The organism is Streptomyces sp. NPDC096040 (assembly GCF_040303265.1).
Lineage (GTDB): Bacteria > Actinomycetota > Actinomycetes > Streptomycetales > Streptomycetaceae > Streptomyces.
Window position 1 is genome coordinate 117438 of record NZ_JBEOTA010000014.1, and the last position, 14524, is coordinate 131961.

The window sequence follows — 14524 nt, forward strand, 5'->3', positions numbered from 1 at the left end:
TGTTGACCTCGCCAGGTCAACCAGCCGGACCAGCCGACAAGGATCTCTCCGATGAGGCCCCTGCTCTCCTCCCGTCCCGTCCTGTGGTTCCTCTTCCTCTTCAACCCGGCCGTCGCCGCCGTCGCGCCCTTCGCCGTCGACGGCACACAGGGCGTGCTGACCGCCGTCGCCATGGGCCTCGTCTCACTCGGCGCCGGGGTCGGCCTGCTGCGGGGCTGAGCGGAGGCGAAGGGGACCGGAACTGTGAGCCGGGGCACTTTCCGCGTGGGGTGCCGTCGTCTGGGCAGGTTCCGGTCGCGAGCGCCGACGTCTCACCATGCGGGAGCGCACTGGTGGAATTCGGGCGCTCGTTAAACTGAGCCGACACAGACAAACCGAGCGAGGAGCGCACGTGGGCCTTGTCGTGCAGAAGTACGGAGGCTCCTCCGTAGCCGATGCCGAGGGCATCAAGCGCGTCGCCAAGCGAATCGTGGAAGCGAAGAAGAACGGCAACCAGGTGGTTGTCGTCGTTTCCGCGATGGGCGACACGACGGACGAGCTGATCGATCTCGCCGAGCAGGTATCCCCGATGCCTGCCGGGCGTGAGTTCGACATGCTGCTGACCGCCGGAGAGCGTATCTCCATGGCACTGCTGGCCATGGCGATCAAAAACCTGGGCCACGAGGCCCAGTCGTTCACCGGCAGCCAGGCAGGCGTCATCACCGACTCGGTCCACAACAAAGCCCGGATCATCGACGTCACGCCGGGGCGGATCAGGACGGCGCTGGACGAGGGCAACATCGCCATCGTGGCCGGGTTCCAGGGCGTCAGCGCCGACAAGAAGGACATCACCACGCTGGGGCGCGGCGGGTCCGACACCACGGCCGTGGCGCTGGCCGCCGCGCTCGACGCCGAGGTCTGCGAGATCTACACCGACGTCGACGGTGTGTTCACCGCCGACCCGCGCGTGGTGAAGAAGGCGCGGAAGATCGACTGGATCTCCTTCGAGGACATGCTGGAGCTCGCCGCCTCCGGTTCCAAGGTGCTGCTCCACCGCTGTGTGGAGTACGCACGCCGTTACAACATTCCGATCCACGTCCGGTCCAGCTTCAGCGGACTCCAGGGCACGTGGGTCAGCAGTCAGCCGATTGGGGACCAGAAGGTGGAGCAGGCCATCATCTCCGGTGTCGCGCACGACACCTCCGAGGCCAAGGTCACGGTCGTCGGTGTGCCGGACAAGCCGGGTGAGGCCGCCGCGATCTTCCGGACCATCGCCGATGCCCAGGTCAACATCGACATGGTCGTGCAGAACGTGTCCGCGGCCTCCACGGGCCTGACGGACATCTCCTTCACGCTGCCGAAGACCGAGGGCCGCAAGGCGATCGACGCGCTGGAGCGCAACCGGCCGGGCATCGGCTTCGACTCGCTTCGGTACGACGACCAGATCGGGAAGATCTCGCTGGTCGGAGCCGGTATGAAGACCAACCCGGGCGTCACCGCCTCGTTCTTCGAGGCGCTGTCCGACGCCGGGGTGAACATCGAGCTGATCTCGACCTCCGAGATCCGTATCTCGGTCGTGACCCGCGCCGACGACGTGCCGGAGGCGGTGCGCGCCGTGCACACCGCTTTCGGACTCGACTCCGACAGCGACGAGGCCGTGGTCTACGGCGGCACCGGCCGATGACCGCCAAGCCGGCGCTCGCGGTCGTGGGGGCGACCGGGGCCGTCGGCACGGTCATGCTCCAGATCCTGTCCCAGCGGGCGGACGTCTGGGGCGAGATCCGTCTGATCGCCTCCGCGCGCTCGGCCGGCCGCAAGCTGACCGTGCGCGGGGAGGAGGTCGAGGTCGTCGCCCTGTCGGAGGAGGCCTTCGACGGGATCGACGTCGCGATGTTCGACGTACCCGACGAGGTGTCCGCGCGCTGGGCGCCGGTCGCGGCCGCCAGGGGCGTGGTCGTCGTGGACAACTCCGGGGCCTTCCGGATGGACCCCGAGGTGCCCCTGGTGGTGCCCGAGGTCAATCCGCACTGCGCCCGCAACCGGCCGCGCGGGATCATCGCCAACCCCAACTGCACCACCCTGTCGATGATCGTCGCCCTGGGCGCGCTGCACGCCGAGTTCGGGCTGCGCGAGCTGGTGGTGTCGTCGTACCAGGCGGTGAGCGGGGCCGGGCGGGCCGGCGTGGAGACGCTGCGGGCCCAGCTGTCGATGGTCGCCGGTACGGAGCTGGGCACCAAGCCCGGTGATGTGCGGCGGGCCGTCGGGGACAGCACCGGGCCGTTCCCGGAGCCGGTCGCGCTGAACGTCGTACCGTGGGCCGGGTCGCTGCGGGAGGACGGCTGGTCGTCGGAGGAGATGAAGGTGCGGGACGAGTCCCGCAAGATCCTCGGGCTGCCGAAGCTGCCGGTCGCGGTGACCTGTGTCCGGGTTCCGGTGGTCACCACGCACTCGCTGACCGTGCACGCCCGGTTCCAGGGCGAGGTCACCGTCGACGGGGCCCGGGAGATCCTGGACACCGCCCCGGGAGTCGTCCTCTTCGACAACCCGGCCGCCGGGGAGTTCCCGACGCCGGCCGACGTGGTGGGCACGGATCCGACCTGGGTGGGGCGGGTACGGCGGGCCCTCGACGACCCGACCGCGCTGGAGCTCTTCGTCTGCGGGGACAACCTTCGCAAAGGTGCCGCATTGAACACCGCGCAGATCGCCGAGTTGGTGGCGGCGGAACTGACTGGCCGTTCAGGCGCGGCGGACATTGCGTGAACAGCCGGTGACCACGGTAAATGCTCCGGGTGGGAGCGGGCCCACAAGTAGGATCAGCGTAAGAGATGTGGCCATGAGCATGGTCCAAACCTCTTGAACCCCGACCCGTCGGCGTTCGAAGATTTTCCTCCCCGTCCTCCGCAACCACGCGGACGGCGGGGAGCGTCTTTGCGGTCGCCCTCTTACGGGGCGCTTACGCGGCCGGCCTTCGGGCCGTGGGGACGCATGATCCTGGCGTGGGGACGCCGTGATCAGGGCGTGGGGACGCCCGTTCATATGGGACACAAGGGAAGAGCGGGACGCATGACGGCATGTGAGACACCGTCGGGTGCACTGCCGGACGCGCGGAGAACGGTGTCGACCGTGCGGGCCGGCCGACTCGGCAGGCCCGGCGCGACCCCGCCCGGCGCGCCTGACACGAAAGGGATGCCCGGCACGTACAACCCCGACGGGGGTAGACGTGTCCAACTTGCGTGGCAGAGGTACTCGAACTCAGTGCGCCCCTCGGCGCGACGGCTTTGCGGCCGCCCAGCGCGGGCCTGCGTCCCCGCATGCCCGGCGCGGCCGGCGGCATGCCGGTGATCGCGCCCATGCCCGCAGCGCGGCCCACCCGCATACCCAGCCAGCGCGACGGAGCCGAGGAGACGGCGGCGGCCGGTACCACCGTCGACCACCTCACCGAGACCTACCGGGCCCACTACCGTTCGCTTCTCGGCCTCGCCGCGCTCCTCCTCGACGACACCGCCTCCTGCGAGGACGTCGTCCAAGAGGCGTTCATACGCGTCCACTCCGCCCGCAAACGCGTCCGCGACCCGGAGAAGACCCTGGCCTATCTCCGCCAGACCGTCGTCAACCTCTCCCGCTCCGCGCTGCGCCGCCGCATCCTCGGCCTCAAGCTCCTCTCCAAGCCGATGCCCGACATGGCGAGCGCCGAGGAGGGCGCCTACGACCTGCTGGAGCGGCGCGACCTGATCAAGGCGATGAAGGGTCTGCAGCGCCGCCAGCGCGAGGTCCTCGTGCTGCGCTACTTCGCCGACATGACCGAGGCCCAGGTCGCCGAGACGCTCGGCATCTCGCTGGGCTCGGTGAAGGCGTACGGCTCGCGCGGCATCGCGGCGCTACGGGTGGCGATGGAGTCGCTGGCATGACGGACAGCCCCGAGGGAGGCGACTCACATGATCGCCACGAGCCCTACGCTTGGCACGAGCCGACGCGGGACCATCACCATGGGCCTGCCGGTCGGCGAGAGCTGCCGCGAGACCACGAGCAAGAGCACACGCAATCGCACGCTGGGAACGGAACTGTGAACCACGGCCCCGACGAAAAGGGCCCCGAGGAGCTCGGACAGGGCTTTGACGGGCTCCGCCCCGGACCTGACGGGCTCGGCGCCGGCCCTGACGGGCTGCGCCCCGGCCCTGACGGGCTCGGCGCCGACGAGCTGGCCCTGCGCCGGATGCTGCACTCCGCGGTCGACGATCTCGCACCGCGCGACGGCGCCCTCGACCACCTGCGCCGCGCGGTGCCCACCCGCCGGGCCCGCAAGCGCCAGGCCGCCGTGGGCATGGCGGCCGCCGCCCTGTTCATCGGCACCGCGATCCCCGCCCTCGTGCATGTCTCCAACTCCGGCGGCACCGACCCCAACACGTCCATCGCCGCCCAGGCGTCCCAGGCCCAGGGCGGCGCCACCGGCGGCAAGAACCCGGACGGCGGCTCCAGCACCGCGGGCGGCTCCAGCGGCCAGGCCACCGAGCAGCACCCGGGCGGCACCAAGAACAGCGGCAAGGACGAGAGCACCGGCGCCGTCGGCGGCACCAAGGTCGTCCCCACGGCCAGCGCCGACACCACGGCCCCGGTCTGCACCTCGGACCAGCTCGCCACCCCGGTCGCCACCGTCGGCGCCCCCGACTCGACGGGCGTCGTCTACGGCACCTTCCGGGTCGTGAACGTCTCGAAGACGAGCTGTACCGTCGGCGGCCCCGGCAGCGTGGGCCTGCTCGCGCAGGGCGCGGCCGACGCCACAAAGATCAGCGCCGTCCGGCACACCTCGGGCGACGCGGCGGCCGGGCTCCCCGACCCGTCCACGGAGCTCACCGGCCTGGTCCTGGCACCCGGCGCCGCCTACGAGGAGAAGTTCGGCTTCGTCCCCCTGGAGACCTGCCCGACCAGCGGCTCCAGCACCGGCTCCACCGACACCGGCGGCACCACGGCCTCCCCGAGCCCCTCCGAGGACACCGGCAGCAGCACCGGTACGACCACCTCCGGATCGGACGGCACCACCACCCAGCTGTTCACCGAGGACGGCACGGCCGACGGCAGCGTCGTGGTCTCGTACACCCCGGAGGCCGGGTCCCCGACCGGCTCCGCGACGGTGACGAACGCATGCGCCGGGACGGTCTACTGGACCGGGGTGCTGCCGGCGGTGTGACCGGCCGACCGGCGCGGCGGGGGCAGCGCCGTCGGGCGGGGCCGCGCCGTCGGGTCGGCGTCCGTCGTCCGTCAGACGGTCGCGGTCGGCTGCTGGGCCTGGGTTTCCTCGTCCGGTACCAGCCCGAGCGCCGCGTCCCGTGCGAACTCCACCTCGCGGCGCAGCAGCCGGAACCACATGAACACCACGAACCCGGCGAACACGAACCACTCGCCGGTGTAGCCGAGGTTCTGGAACGCCTTCAGATCGAGCCCCGAGTTGTCCGGCGCGGTCGCCGGTACTGCCGTCATCCCCGAGTCGGCCTTGTCCAGCGTGATCCACGCGTCGTACACCCGGTACGGCACCAGGTTCACCAGGGAGGCCGCGCTGATCGCCGCCGTCTGTCCCGACGGCAGCCCGCCCTGGGCGCTGACGCCGTTGTCTCCCGGTGTCTCGGAGGCCTGGAGCGCGCCGGTGACGGTGACCTCGCCGGCGGGCGGGGCGGGCGCCTTGGCCGCGTCGGCCTTGCCGGGCAGCCAGCCGCGGACGACGGGCAGGGCCTGACCGGAGTCGGTGCGCAGCAGGGTCAGGACGTAGAAGCCGTCCTTGCCGTCGAGCTGCCGGCCGGGCACCAGCAGCTGCTTGGCGTACCGGCCGCTGGCGGTGGCCCGCTTGCCGGAGGTGGACTGGTCGACCGGGAGCAGCTCGGCCAGTGGCCGGGCCGCCTCCGTCCGGGCGGCCTCGACCTGCTTGTCGGCGCTGCGATGCGCCTCGACCCGCGACTCGAAGCGGCTCAGCTGCCAGGACCCCATGAAGACGCAGAACGGGATGGCGAGCAGCACGAAGACGTTGATGCCCCACCAGCGGGGTGTCAGCAGGAAGCGGTACACGCCTTCCACGGTACGGGGAGCGTCGGGGGCGGCCGGGAGTGGGGTGGGCGGCCGGCCGTGGTGTCGGCAGGCTCGCAAAGTTATCCACAGGCTGAGGACGCGCGCCAGCGCATTGTGGGTGGGGGCGGGCACTATGGGGCCATGACTGCGGCCATGAGTGAGAGCGACATGCCGGACTGGGAGAAGCGCTTCCGCGCCCCTCGGGTCTCCCTGCCGGACTGGGCGGAAGACGCCCCCGACCGTTCCCTGTTCGTGTCGAACGCGACGGGGACGTATGAGCTGTACGCCTGGGACCGCGCGAGCGGGGAGCAGCGCCAGGCGACGAACCGGCCGAACGGCACGACGGACGGGCTGCTCTCCCCGGACGGCGCGTGGATCTGGTGGTTCGACGACAAGGACGGCGACGAGTTCGGCGTCTGGCGCCGCCAGCCCTTCGGCGGCGGCGCGGACGAGGAGGCGACGCCGGGCCTGGAGCCGTCGTACCCCTCGGGCCTGGCCCTGGGCCGGGACGGCCGCACGGCGGTCGTGGGCCGCTCCACCGACGACGAGGGTACGACGATCTACCTGGTCAGAACGGGGGAGGAGCCGCGGGAGATCTACCGCCACCATGAGTCGGCGGGCGTCGGCGACCTGTCCCACGACGGCTCGCTGATCGCCATCGAGCACACCGAGCACGGCGACGCGATGCACTCGGCGCTGCGTGTGATCCGCCCGGACGCCACGCCGGTCGCCGAGCTGGACGACACCAGGGGCGGCGCGGAGGAACTGGGCCTGGAGGTGCTGGGCTTCGCCCCGGTCGACGGCGACCCGCGGCTGCTGATCGGCCACCAGCGGCGCGGCCGCTGGGAACCGCTGGTCTGGGACGTCGTGACCGGCGAGCAGACGGACCTGACGCTCGACCTGCCGGGCGATGTGAGCGCCGAGTGGTACCCGGACGGCAGCGCACTGCTGATCGCCCACAGCCACGAGGCCCGCAGCGAGCTGTTCCGCTACGAACTGGCGACGCATGAGCTGACCCGGATCCCGACCCCGCCGGGCTCGGTCTCCGGGGCCACGGCCCGCCCCGACGGAACCGTCGAGTACCTGTGGTCCTCCGCCGCCGAGCCGCCGGTCGTCCGCTCGACGACGGGCGAGGTGGTCCTGGACCCGCCAGGCATGAAGTGCCCCCCGTCCGTCCCCGTCTCGGACGCGTGGGTGGAGGGGCCCGGCGGCCGCATCCACGCCCTGATCCAGAAGCCGGCGGGAGCGCAGGGGCCGTTGCCGACCGTCTTCGATCTGCACGGCGGCCCGACCTGGCACGACAGCGACAGCTTCGCGGCGGGCCCGGCGGCCTGGGTGGACCACGGCTATGCGGTGGTCCGCATCAACTACCGGGGCTCCACGGGCTACGGCCGCGCCTGGACGGACGCGCTGAAGCACCGGGTGGGCCTGATCGAGCTGGAGGACGTGGCGGCGGTACGGGACTGGGCGATCGAGTCCGGCCTGGCCGACCCCGACCGCCTGATCCTGACCGGCGGCTCCTGGGGCGGCTACCTGACCCTGCTCGGCCTGGGCACCCAGCCCCGGTCCTGGGCGGTGGGCATCGCGGTCGTCCCGGTCGCCGACTACGTCACGGCGTACCACGACGAGATGGAGGCACTGAAGGCGATGGACCGCACGCTGCTGGGCGGCACACCGGAGGAGGTCCCCGAGCGTTTCGCCGCCTCGTCGCCGCTGACATACGTCGACGACGTGAAGGCCCCGGTGTACATCTCGGCCGGCGTCAACGACCCCCGCTGCCCCATCCGCCAGATCGACAACTACGTCACCCGCCTGGCAGCCCGCTCGGCCCCCCACGAGGTCTACCGCTACGACGCGGGCCACGGCTCCCTGGTGGTGGACGAACGGATCAAGCAGCTGAGACTTGAGATGGAGTTCGCGGAAAGGCACCTCACGTCTGTGGCGACGGCACCGACGGACTGAGGCGGACTTTCCGAGACCGGTGCGGCAGAGCGCCCCGCAGGGGGCAACCGGCAAACTCCGCCAGGCCAAGCGCCCCGTACAGGGGCGCGGGGCTGTATCGATGTGGGGCTACCGCCGCGTGGGCGCGCTCAACCCCCACCCACCCCCACCCCTCAACCAAGTGAGTCGGGCGGGTGGGTGGGCGGCACCCGACGTCCGGACAACTCCGCCAGCCCCCAACGAGTAGCCGCAACCACCACCCGATCCCCACCCCGCAGCAGATAATCCCCCGCGACCCCCTGCCGCCCCTCCAGCGCCAGCACCCGCCAGGCCCCCGCCCGAAACGCCCCCTCCACGGTCCGCCCCTCCAACTGCGGATGCCCACCCACCTCCACCACCGCCACCAGCAACACCTTTCGCTCCACCGGAATCGCCCCGAGAATCTCCCGCCCCAGCATCGCCCCCGCGAAGGACGGCGCCGCCAGATAGGACACACTCCGGCTCCGGGTGACCGCATGCGGATGGGCGGCCCGCAGCGTCCGGTACACGGCCGTCGCGAAGTCGTCGTCGTACAGGCGCAGTACGGCCTTCAGGTCCGGCCGCACGGCCCGCGCGTACAGCACGGCCTCCAGATTCGTCGTGTCCGCGCTGGTCACCGCGAGCAGCGCCTGCGCCCGATGGATCTTGGCGGCCTCCAGGACCCCCTCCTGGGTGACATCCCCGAGCACCACCGGCACCCGCAGCCGCCGGGCCACCGCCAGCCCCCGCGCGTCCGGATCGGACTCGACGCACACCACGGGAACGTGCAGTTCGCGCAGCCGCGTCAGCACGCGCGTCCCGATCTTTCCCAGCCCGAGCAGCACCACATGCCCGCTCAGCCCCCGAGGCGGCTTCCGCAGAGTGGAAGCCGTCCGAAAGGTGCCGAGCGCCTCGAGTACCGCCGCCAGCAACACCGGCAGCAACAGCAACCCCATCAACCCGGACAGCAGTTGAAGGATCTGCCGCCCGAGCGACTGCCCGATCGCGGGATCGTCGATGGCGAACAGATCGAGGAGCGTGTAGTAGAAGGCCCGTACCGGATGAATGCCCGTCACCACCGACAGCGCGACCGCGAGCGCGACCACACACCCCACCACCCCGGCCAGCGACCACCGCAGCCGCCGCGAGAACAGCGAGGCGAGCAGCGGTGCGACCCCGAGCCCGCCCCCGACCCGGCGCCTGTCCTGCGAGGCCGCCGCGGACGACGACACCTGCTCCAGCACCATCACGCCACGCTCACCCGCGGCCCGTACCTCCGCGTCGTCGGGCAGCAGCCGCGGTCCCTGCTCCCCGGCGCCCTCGAGCAGTTCGGGACCGCTGTTGTTCGCCGAGAACAAAGCCAGCGTGCACAGCCCCTGGTCGGCGTCCTGCCGTGCGAGGGCACCCGGCGGCAGGTCCACCGCCCGCAGCACCAGCCCGTCGGTCTGGATGACCTTGCCGGTCCCGGCGAGCGCGGTGGCGGCGAGTGCGGGCGCGGCGGTGTCGGCGTCGGAGAGTACGGTCGTGGACGTGTCGCCCCCGCCGCCGTCCGTGTCGCCGACCGCCAACGCGGCCGCCTGGTCGAGGAGTTCCTCGATGTGCTGCCCCAACCGCCGGTTGTACAGCCGCAGCACGAGCCGCAGCCGGGGGTTCAGCCGGCGGGCGGTGAGGGCGGCCCGGATGTTGGTCTCGTCGTCGTCATACACGAGCGCGAGTGCGGCGGCCCGCTCCACGCCCGCCTCGGCGAGCACCGCCTCGGTGGCCTCCACGGCCTCCAGCACCCGCTCCCCGCGTGGGCCTTCACTGCTGACCGGGCCGGGACCGCCGTTGGCGCCGTTCCCGTTGGGCCGCCCGACGGCGGCGCTGACCACCCGGTCGAGCAGCGCGGCCGAGGCGGCCCGGGCCCGTCCGACGACCGGCGGCCTGGCGGTCCGCACGTCCGGCGGTACGACAAGGGTGACCTGCTCGCCGTACACCACGCGCAACTCGGCCGCCAGCCGGTGCGCGAGCCCGTCGTCGCCGCAGACCACCATGTGCGCCGGGGCGCCACCACCCTGATACGGAACGCTCGCCACAAGGGGAAAGACTGCCTCAACGGGACGCACGGTTCCAGCAACGGAGTGAACAGCCGCCCGCGACGGGCCGTAGTAAACGGGAAGGCCGAAAACCACCGAACACACCCGAAGCCGCCGAAGCCACCGAAGTCCGCTCCTGAACCACCGACACAAGACCACCCGAGCCGCACCCAAGCCGAAGCAGCCAAGCACCCACGCACCGACGTGCCGGAGGTACCCGCCCCGTGGCCATCACCGAAAAAGCCGCCCCGCCCGGGCCCGCCGCCCACGACGAGCGTCCCGGCACCGGCGGCCGACGCCCGGACCAGGAGGGCTGGCATCTCAGCTCCCCCCTGGCCCTGACCCTGCTCCTTCTCCTGGTCGTGGTGTTCCAGGGCCCGGTGCGCGGCGCGCTGTCGAAGCCGGTGATGCAGAGCTGGATGACGGTGTTCGTGGCGGTGGTCGTCCAGGCGCTCCCCTTCCTCGTCCTCGGCGTGCTTCTCTCGGCGGCGATCGCGGTCTTCGTGCCCCCGTCCTTCTTCGCCCGCGCCCTGCCCGGCCGCCCCGCGCTCGCCGTCCCGGTCGCGGGCCTGGCCGGTGCCGTACTCCCGGGCTGTGAGTGCGCGTCCGTCCCGGTGGCCGGCGCCCTGGTCCGCCGGGGTGTCAACCCGGCCGCGGCCATCGCCTTCCTCCTCTCCGCCCCCGCGATCAACCCGATCGTGCTGACGGCGACGGCGGTGGCGTTCCCGCGCAATCCCGAGATGGTGCTGGCCCGGTTCGCCGGCAGTCTGCTGGTGGCATGCGGGATGGGCTGGCTGTGGCAGCGCCTCGGCCGCACCGACTGGCTGCGCCCGCCGGCGCACGCGCACCACCAGGGCGAGACCAAGGCGGAGGCGTTCTGGGACTCGGTCCGCCACGACACCGTGCACGCCGGCGGCTTCCTGGTCCTCGGCGCGATGGCGGCGGCGACGCTGAAGGCGGTGGCCCCGGCGGAGTGGCTGCGCACGGCAGCCGCCAACCCGGTGATCGCGATCCTCGCCCTGGCGATCCTGGCCGTACTGCTCTCCATCTGCTCGGAGGCGGACGCGTTCGTGGCGGCGTCCCTCACCCAGTTCTCCCTCACCGCGAAGCTGGCGTTCCTGATCGTGGGCCCGATGATCGACCTCAAACTCTTCGCGATGCAGGCGGGCACCTTCGGCCGCGGCTTCGCCCTGCGCTTCGCCCCGGCCACCTTCGCCGCGGCGATCGCCGGCGCGGTTCTGACCGGGGCGGTGCTGCTGTGAACCGGCAGGCACAGGCGGCGGTGATGTTCCTGGTCGGCGCGGCCCTGCTGCACGCGGGCGCCACCGACCTCTATCTGCGCTATGTGAAGGCGGGCCTGCGCCCGCTGCTGCTGGCGGCGGGCGCGGTCCTGATCGTCTCGGCCCTGGCGACGGCGTGGTACGAGTGGCGCCGTAGCCGCCGTCGTACCCCCGCCACCGCTACGGCCCACGCCCACCCCGAACCCCGTATCTCCTGGCTCCTGGTCCTTCCCCTCCTGGCCCTGATCCTCATCGCCCCGCCCGCGCTCGGCTCCTACAGCGCGATGCGCGCGGGCACGGCCCTGCAACAGCCGTACGGGTACACGAAGTTGCCGACCGGGGACCCGATCCCGCTCAACCTGGTCGACTACGCGGGCCGCGCCGTGTACGACCACGGCCGCTCGCTCGACGGCCACAGTGTCCGCATCACCGGCTTCGTGGCCGTGGACACCGCCGGCACGCCCTACCTGGTCCGCATGGCCCTCAACTGCTGTGCGGCGGACGCCCAGCCGGTGAAGATCGCCCTGACGGGCAGGATCCCCCCGGTCCTCCAGCCGGACGCCTGGCTCCAGGTGACGGGTACGTACACCGCCCGTCGGACCAAGGATCCGGTGAACGGCGGTCCGATCCCGTTCCTCAAGGTCACCGAGGCCAAGCCGATCCCGACGCCGGCCGACCCGTACGACGAGACCTGGAACAACTGACGGTCCACCGGAAGAAGCCGGCCGGCTCCCGCACGCCCCCCGATCAGGCCCGGCCCACCGCGTCCTGGTCGTCCAGCGTGACCTCCGGCTCCGTGAGCGGAATCGTGTCGTCCGCCGCAAGGGCCTGCGCCGGCCCAGGCCCACGGGTGAGGCGGCGGGCCAGGGGTTCGGTGTAGCGGGCGGTGAGGGGGCCGAGGACGACGAGGATCAGGACATAGGCCGTGGCCAGGGGGCCCAGGGAGGGTTCGATGCCGGCGGTGACGGCGAGGCCCGCGATGACGATGGAGAACTCGCCGCGGGCGACCAGCGTGCCGCCGGCCCGCCAGCGGCCCTTGGCGGAGATCCCGGCCCGCTTCGCGGCCCAGTAGCCGGTGGCGATCTTCGTCAGCGCGGTGACCACCGCCAGGGCGAGCGCGGGCAGCAGCACCGGCGGAATGCTCGCCGGGTCGGTGTGCAGGCCGAAGAAGACGAAGAAGACGGCGGCGAACAGGTCACGTAGCGGGGCGAGCAGGTGGTGGGCGCCCTCCGCCACCTCGCCGGAGAGCGCTATGCCGACGAGGAACGCGCCGACGGCGGCGGACACCTGGAGCTGCTGCGCGATCCCCGCGACCAGCAGCGTCAGACCCAGCACCACAAGGAGCAGCTTCTCGGAGTCGTCGCTGGAGACGAATCGGGAGATGTGCCTGCCGTAGCGCACCGCCACCACCAGCACCAGCCCGGCCACCCCGAGGGCGATGGACAGCGTGAGGCTGCCCGCAGCCAGGCCGGCACCGGCCAGCAGCGCCGTCACGATCGGCAGATAGACCGCCATGGACAGGTCTTCCAGCACCAGGATGCTCAGTATCACCGGGGTCTCCCGGTTGCCGAGTCGCCCCAGGTCGCCCAGCACCTTGGCAATGACCCCGGATGACGAGATCCAGGTGACGCCGGCCAGCACCACGGCCGCCACCGGGCCCCAGCCCAGCAGCAGGGCCATGGCCGCGCCGGGTAGTGCGTTGAGCGCGGCGTCGACCAGGCCCGCCGGGTACTGGGTCTTGAGGTTGGAGACGAGATCGCTGGCCGTGTACTCAAGGCCGAGCATGAGCAGCAGCAGAACGACACCGATCTCGGCGCCGATCGCGACGAACTCCTCGCTCGTGCCGAGCGGATAGATCCCGCCGTTGCCGAAGGCGAGCCCGGCCAGCAGGTAGAGAGGTATGGGCGAGAACCGGAAGCGTCCGGCGAGCCGGCCGAGCAGGCCCAGGCCGAGGATGATCGCCCCGAACTCGATCAGAAAGACGGCGGAGTCGTGCACGGCGCCCTCACTCCCGTCCGAGTATGGAGGCGGCCGCGTCGACACCCTCGCGGGTGCCGATCACGATGAGCGTGTCCCCGCCGGCGAGCCGGAAGTCGGGGGCGGGGGAGGGGACCGCCTCGGCGCGGCGCAGCACGGCCACGATGGACACCCCGGTCTCGGTACGCATCCGGGTCTCGCCCAGGAGCCGGCCGTTCCAGTACGACGTCGCGCCCAGCTCGATCCGCTCGGCCACCAGCCCCAGATCGGTGGTGGAGAGCAGGTTCGGGCTGTGGTGCGTCGGCATCAGCGCGTCGATGAGCGCGTCCGCCTCGCCCGAGGCCAGCCGCACCGCCAGGGCACAGGCGTCGGGGTCGTCCTGGTGATAGGCGCTCAGGATCCGCGAACCGTCCCGGTGCGCGACCACGGAAAGCCTGCGCTGCTCTCGCGTGGTGAGGTCGTACCGAACCCCGATCCCCGGCAACGGCGTCCTGCTCAGGCGTGGAGCCCCCAAGGCTGTCTCCCCTGTCTCGTCGATCTCGATCGATCTCGATCTCGATCGATCTCGATCTCGATCGATCTCGTCCCGCTGGCCCTTTGCGATTTCTTTAATAACACCCTAACGGCCGAGCGGACGCCGTCGACGAACGGTTCGGGGAGGGGAGGGGAGGGGAGGGGATGAGCGGTCCGGCAGGGCGAGGCCTGGGCAAGGCCGGGGCGGTGGCCGTCAGGTCGGATACGGGACGTAGCAGTCCAGGGCCGGGTGGTACAGCGCCTGCCAGGTGCGGCCCTCGATCACTCCGCTCTCCGGGAGGCCGTGGCAGACCTGGATCCACTCGATCTTCTTCAGCATGAGAGTGTCGTAGACCCCGTTCGGGGCGAGTCGGGGCGGCTCGCCGCCCCATGCGTTGCTGAGGCACTGGGCCTGGCTGACCGCGGCGCCGGAGTCGCCGTACGTGAGGGTCGGCCGGAAGCCCGGCGACACGTAGGAACAGTCGTGCTCGGTGGCGGCCGTGGCGGTGTGGGGCACGGCCAGACCCAGCGAGGCGGCCGCGCACAGCGCCGCGGCCGAGGTGAGCAGTCGGTTCCGTCGCATGTGGGCTCCTTCAAGGCCGGCTCATGCCATGATCCCGCGCGGGCGGCGACCTCCGCGACCTGGGCTCGGAGGAGAGAGACGGAAGCGGGTGGGTGACGCCGAGG

General features: G+C 71.8%; 13 protein-coding genes. 8 read left to right on the plus strand and 5 right to left on the minus strand.

The genetic code is table 11. The annotated features are described in order from the left end of the window. The first annotated feature begins 51 nt into the window (after positions 1 to 51). The 5 genes from ABTY98_RS20770 (at position 52) to ABTY98_RS20790 (ending at position 5164) form a co-directional block, all read left to right on the plus strand. A complete protein-coding gene (locus ABTY98_RS20770; RefSeq protein ID WP_352222390.1) occupies positions 52 to 219 on the plus strand; it encodes a hypothetical protein in 168 nt (55 codons plus the stop codon). A 172-nt stretch (positions 220 to 391) separates the two neighbouring features. Next, the gene (locus ABTY98_RS20775; RefSeq protein WP_352222391.1) at positions 392 to 1663 is read left to right on the plus strand and encodes an aspartate kinase; all 1272 of its coding nucleotides are present in this window, start codon (positions 392 to 394) and stop codon (positions 1661 to 1663) included. Then, a complete protein-coding gene (locus tag ABTY98_RS20780; RefSeq protein ID WP_352222392.1) occupies positions 1660 to 2739 on the plus strand; it encodes an aspartate-semialdehyde dehydrogenase in 1080 nt (359 codons plus the stop codon). The genes ABTY98_RS20775 and ABTY98_RS20780 overlap by 4 nt, the downstream gene beginning before the upstream one ends. 473 nt (positions 2740 to 3212) lie before the next feature. Continuing rightward, positions 3213 to 3887: a SigE family RNA polymerase sigma factor gene (locus ABTY98_RS20785; RefSeq protein WP_471510179.1), complete on the plus strand. Its 675-nt coding sequence runs from the start codon at positions 3213 to 3215 to the stop codon at positions 3885 to 3887. A 155-nt stretch (positions 3888 to 4042) separates the two neighbouring features. Further along, positions 4043 to 5164, plus strand: a complete 1122-nt coding sequence (locus tag ABTY98_RS20790; protein ID WP_352222393.1) for a hypothetical protein — start codon at positions 4043 to 4045, stop codon at positions 5162 to 5164. A 71-nt stretch (positions 5165 to 5235) separates the two neighbouring features. Here ABTY98_RS20790 and ABTY98_RS20795 read toward each other — a convergent pair whose 3' ends face one another. Beyond that, positions 5236 to 6033, minus strand: coding sequence for an SURF1 family protein (locus tag ABTY98_RS20795; protein WP_352222394.1), 798 nt, complete (start codon positions 6031 to 6033; stop codon positions 5236 to 5238). Positions 6034 to 6174: 141 nt separating this feature from the next. Between ABTY98_RS20795 and ABTY98_RS20800 the strand changes: the two genes are divergently transcribed. Continuing rightward, a complete protein-coding gene (locus tag ABTY98_RS20800) occupies positions 6175 to 7995 on the plus strand; it encodes a S9 family peptidase (RefSeq protein ID WP_352222395.1) in 1821 nt (606 codons plus the stop codon). 152 nt (positions 7996 to 8147) lie between these two features. Here ABTY98_RS20800 and ABTY98_RS20805 read toward each other — a convergent pair whose 3' ends face one another. Continuing rightward, entirely contained in the window at positions 8148 to 10025 is a 1878-nt protein-coding gene (locus tag ABTY98_RS20805; protein WP_352222486.1) for an NAD-binding protein, read from the minus strand. A gap of 266 nt (positions 10026 to 10291) precedes the next feature. Between ABTY98_RS20805 and ABTY98_RS20810 the strand changes: the two genes are divergently transcribed. After that, positions 10292 to 11329: a permease gene (locus ABTY98_RS20810; protein WP_352222396.1), complete on the plus strand. Its 1038-nt coding sequence runs from the start codon at positions 10292 to 10294 to the stop codon at positions 11327 to 11329. Then, positions 11326 to 12051 (plus strand): TIGR03943 family putative permease subunit, encoded by a 726-nt coding sequence (locus tag ABTY98_RS20815; RefSeq protein WP_352222397.1) that lies wholly within the window; start codon positions 11326 to 11328, stop codon positions 12049 to 12051. The genes ABTY98_RS20810 and ABTY98_RS20815 overlap by 4 nt, the downstream gene beginning before the upstream one ends. A gap of 43 nt (positions 12052 to 12094) precedes the next feature. Here ABTY98_RS20815 and ABTY98_RS20820 read toward each other — a convergent pair whose 3' ends face one another. The 3 genes from ABTY98_RS20820 to ABTY98_RS20830 form a co-directional block, all read right to left on the minus strand. After that, positions 12095 to 13345 (minus strand): cation:proton antiporter, encoded by a 1251-nt coding sequence (locus ABTY98_RS20820; RefSeq protein ID WP_352222398.1) that lies wholly within the window; start codon positions 13343 to 13345, stop codon positions 12095 to 12097. Positions 13346 to 13352: 7 nt separating this feature from the next. Beyond that, entirely contained in the window at positions 13353 to 13838 is a 486-nt protein-coding gene (locus ABTY98_RS20825; RefSeq protein WP_352222399.1) for a cation:proton antiporter regulatory subunit, read from the minus strand. Positions 13839 to 14051: 213 nt separating this feature from the next. Next, positions 14052 to 14420, minus strand: coding sequence for a peptidoglycan-binding domain-containing protein (locus ABTY98_RS20830; RefSeq protein WP_352222400.1), 369 nt, complete (start codon positions 14418 to 14420; stop codon positions 14052 to 14054). Positions 14421 to 14524 lie beyond the last annotated feature (104 nt).

What these genes read in the sequence shown, in the direction of transcription:
- ABTY98_RS20770 (WP_352222390.1), top strand. Translation starts at nt 52, where the DNA reads ATGAGGCCCCTGCTCTCCTCCCGTCCCGTCCTGTGGTTCCTCTTCCTC.
- ABTY98_RS20780 (WP_352222392.1), top strand. Translation starts at nt 1,660, where the DNA reads ATGACCGCCAAGCCGGCGCTCGCGGTCGTGGGGGCGACCGGGGCCGTC.
- ABTY98_RS20800 (WP_352222395.1), top strand. Translation starts at nt 6,175, where the DNA reads ATGACTGCGGCCATGAGTGAGAGCGACATGCCGGACTGGGAGAAGCGC.
- ABTY98_RS20805 (WP_352222486.1), bottom strand. Translation starts at nt 10,025, where the DNA reads ATGGTGGTCTGCGGCGACGACGGGCTCGCGCACCGGCTGGCGGCCGAG.
- ABTY98_RS20830 (WP_352222400.1), bottom strand. Translation starts at nt 14,420, where the DNA reads ATGCGACGGAACCGACTGCTCACCTCGGCCGCGGCGCTGTGCGCGGCC.